We start from the raw sequence: 3,358 nt of genomic DNA, 5'->3' as shown, positions 1-3,358 counted from the left end.
GAGATGTTGTTGCCCGCATACATGGCCATCATCTCGCCGGACATGACGATGTAGATTTCCTGGGCCTTGTTCTCGCGGATCGGCATGGCGAAACCGCCGCAGACCACGTCGCCGAGCACGTCATAGGAGACGTAGTCGGTGTCTTCATAAGCGCCGTTTTCCTCGAGGAAGTTGATCGAGGTGATGACGCCGCGACCGGCGCAGCCGACGCCGGGCTCCGGACCGCCGGACTCAACGCATTTGATGTCGCGGAAGCCGATCTTCATCACGTCTTCGAGTTCGAGATCCTCGACCGAACCGGCGGCCGCCGCGAGCGACAGGATGGTGTCCTGCGCCTTGGCGTGCAGGATCAGGCGGGTCGAGTCGGCCTTGGGGTCGCAACCGACGATGAGGATTTTCTGGCCCATCTCCGCGAGCGCGGCGAGGGTGTTCTGCGAGGTGGTGGACTTGCCGATACCACCCTTGCCGTAGAAGGCGATCTGCCTCAAGCTAGCCATGTCATGCTCCTTAATCAGTGACTGTCTGGCGTTAACTTCGCGCGTTCTGCGCGAGACTGTTTCTCTCTGTCAGAAACGGACCCGCTTTGACGGGAAGGAACGCATCGCTCGTCTCGCGTCTACGTGCGTTCAGCCCTTACTCACCGTTCCGCCGAATAGGTTTGCAACCGGCGTGCCAGAATTTTTTATCTCTCAACACACTGTTTTAATTAATATATTTCAAGAGCCGCCATCTTTCCGCCCTCTGTGAAAAACCCGACAGGCCCGTCGCGGCTGCGGCAAACAAGACACGTTTGTCGCAATTTCAGGGCTGGCGGCGACCAGGCTCCAATCCCGACAGAAGGGCGGAATGGAACTTGCTTGGGCATCACGCGCGCGTGCTTTTCTTAATATTGAGCCGCGCCAGTGAGACCGGTCCCAATATCGAGCGAGGCGGCGATGCAGATTGGCGTTGAGACTTCCAAGGCGGTCGATCAGCGACGGGTTTTTGTCGTCGACGAGGACGAGATCACCCGCGCCGTGCTGCAGTTCATGCTGCATGACGAGATCGAGACCCACGAGCTGGCCTCGCCCGACGAGGCCTTCGACAAGGGCCAGGATTGGCTGACGCCGCATCTCATCCTGCTCGGCGTCTCCTGGGTTCAGAAGAGGGGCGTGGACCTGCTCGGCGAGTTCAGCGCCCGCTATCCCGGCGTCCGCGTCCTGATCGTCTGCGAGAAGGATGAAGAGAAACTGGCGGTCGAGGCCATGCAGGCGGGCGCCCATGGCGCGGTGGTCAAGCCGCTGACCATCGAGGCCGTGCGCAAGAAGGTTGATACGGTGCTCGGCCGCGGCGGCGCGGCGCCGCTGATCCAGCTCAATATCGTATAGCGGTCGAGAGCGATGGCGCTGGTGACCTTTTACGAAAAGCCGGGCTGCGGCACGAACCGCAAGCAGAAGGCCATGCTGGCCGCCGCCGGCCATCGGCTCGACGAGCGCAACCTGCTGGCCGAACCCTGGACGGGCGAACGCCTGCTCGGCTTTTTCGGCGACATGCCGGTGGCGAACTGGTTCAACCCGGCTGCGCCGCGCGTCAAATCGGGCGAAATCGATCCGCTGGCGCTCGGCGCGGATGACGCGCTCGCCTTGATGCTGGCGGAGCCGCTGCTGATCCGTCGCCCGCTGATCGAGGCCGAGGGCCGGCGCTGCGCCGGCTTCGACAAGGAGCCGGTCCTGTCGCTGCTCGGACAAACGGACGGCCTTGAAGCGGCGCAAGGCTGTTCGCGCCCTGCCGGCCCGCCCTGCCCCGCGCCCGCCGAAAAAGCCGATGTCCGGTAAGGCGGCGCTCTATCACGAGCGGACGAAACATCGTTTCACCGGCTACGCCAAGGGGCCCGATACGCTGGATTGGGACATGCAGCCCAATCCGTTCCGCACCTACGACGGCGCGGCGCGGGTCGATCTGCCGCTAGCCCCCGAAACCCTTGCCGCCCCAGCCGCCCTCGGCCCCGAGGCGATCGGCGCGCTGCTGCATCTCTCCATGGGTCTGTCGGCCTGGAAACAATTCGGCCCCGACCGCTGGGCTTTGCGCTGCAATCCGTCGAGCGGCAATCTGCACCCGACCGAGGCCTATGTGCTGGCCGAAGGCGTGAACGGGCTCGACGACGGGCTGTACCATTATGTCTCGCGCGACCATGCGCTCGAACAAAGGCGCCGCGACGATCCCGGACAAAAATCCGACACACCCGCCTTGTGGATCGGACTGTCCTCGATCCATTGGCGCGAGGCCTGGAAATATGGCGAGCGCGCCTTCCGTTATTGCCAGCTCGACCTCGGCCATGCGCTCGGCGCCTTCTCTTACGCCGCCGCCGCGCTGGGCTGGCGCGCGCAACTGGTCGAAGGGCCGGACAGCGCGCAGATTGCTGCTTTGCTTGGCCTTGACCGAGCAGACGATTTCGACCGCGCGGAAAAGGAAGACCCCGACGCTTTGTTGCGGATCGTCCCGACCGCCAGCGCGGAGGCTGCGATCGCGCCTGCCGCGAAAACGGGCGTCTGGACCGGCAACGCCAACCTGCTCGACCGCCGGCCAATGTATCGCTGGCCGGTGATCGACGAGGTGGCGCAAGCGACGCTTGGCGCGATCGCCTCGGAGTCAGGCGCCTCGACGCAGGACGTCCCCGCTGCCGCCGCGCCCGACGCCGAACTGATCTTGCAGCGCCGGAGCGCGCAACATTTCGACGGACGCGCCGCGATGCCGGCGGCGGAGTTTTTCGCCATTCTTGCGAGCACGCTCCCGCAGGAGCGGGCGCCGTGGACGATCTGGCGCTTCGCGCCCAAGATCCATCCCATCCTGTTCGTTCATCGCGTCGAAGGGATCGAGCCCGGGCTTTACGCTCTGCCGCGCAGCGCCGAGGCTCTGGCGTCCTTGCGACAGGCGCTCGATCCCGATTTTGTCTGGACGCCGACGCCGGGCGCGCCGGAAAATCTGCCGCTCTATCTGCTGAAGGCCGGCGACGCGCGCGGCGCGGCCCGGCGGCTGTTCTGCAATCAGGCCATCGCCTCGGATTGCTGTTTCGGCATGGCCATGCTCGCCGAATTCGGCGCCGTCGAACAGAATCCGTGGAGCTATCGCCGGCTGCATTGGGAGGCCGGCATGATCGGCCAGGCGCTCTATCTCGAAGCCGAGCGCTTCGGCCTGCGCGGCACGGGCGTCGGCTGTTTCTTCGACGACGAGACTCATGCCTTCATCGGCCTGAAATCCAAAGAGTTCCAGACGGTCTATCATTTCACGGTCGGCGCGCCGCTGACGGATTCCCGCATCGCGACCGAGCCCGCCTATCCCGACAAGCAACGCGCAAAGGCCTTTCAGCCATGATCCAGGA

At 64.5% G+C, this 3,358-nt stretch carries 4 protein-coding genes; 3 read left to right on the top strand and 1 reads right to left on the bottom strand.

The annotated features are described in order from the left end of the window. A partial coding sequence (locus ACE3S9_RS17000; RefSeq protein ID WP_374547665.1) for an AAA family ATPase occupies positions 1 to 497 on the bottom strand: 497 nt, incomplete at its 3' end. Between the two features lie 438 nt (positions 498 to 935). Here ACE3S9_RS17000 and ACE3S9_RS16995 point away from each other — a divergent pair. Genes ACE3S9_RS16995 through ACE3S9_RS16985 form a run of 3 tightly spaced genes read left to right on the top strand, consistent with a single transcriptional unit; the run spans position 936 to position 3,351 of the window. Further along, positions 936 to 1,367, top strand: a complete 432-nt coding sequence (locus tag ACE3S9_RS16995; protein WP_374547664.1) for a response regulator — start codon at positions 936 to 938, stop codon at positions 1,365 to 1,367. Positions 1,368 to 1,379: 12 nt separating this feature from the next. Further along, the gene (locus tag ACE3S9_RS16990; protein WP_374547663.1) at positions 1,380 to 1,814 is read left to right on the top strand and encodes an ArsC/Spx/MgsR family protein; all 435 of its coding nucleotides are present in this window, start codon (positions 1,380 to 1,382) and stop codon (positions 1,812 to 1,814) included. Next, complete coding sequence (locus ACE3S9_RS16985) at positions 1,804 to 3,351, top strand: SagB/ThcOx family dehydrogenase (protein WP_374547661.1); 1,548 nt, start codon at positions 1,804 to 1,806, stop codon at positions 3,349 to 3,351. Before ACE3S9_RS16990 ends, ACE3S9_RS16985 begins: the two co-directional genes overlap by 11 nt. The last annotated feature ends 7 nt before the right edge of the window (positions 3,352 to 3,358 follow it).

The organism is Rhodoblastus sp. (genome assembly GCF_041915505.1).
Taxonomy (GTDB): domain Bacteria; phylum Pseudomonadota; class Alphaproteobacteria; order Rhizobiales; family Beijerinckiaceae; genus Rhodoblastus.
Note: the sequence above shows the minus strand (reverse complement) of the source record. Positions and strands in the feature narration are given on the sequence as shown.

What these genes read in the sequence shown, in the direction of transcription:
- ACE3S9_RS16995 (WP_374547664.1), top strand. Translation starts at nt 936, where the DNA reads ATGCAGATTGGCGTTGAGACTTCCAAGGCGGTCGATCAGCGACGGGTT.
- ACE3S9_RS16990 (WP_374547663.1), top strand. Translation starts at nt 1,380, where the DNA reads ATGGCGCTGGTGACCTTTTACGAAAAGCCGGGCTGCGGCACGAACCGC.
- ACE3S9_RS16985 (WP_374547661.1), top strand. Translation starts at nt 1,804, where the DNA reads ATGTCCGGTAAGGCGGCGCTCTATCACGAGCGGACGAAACATCGTTTC.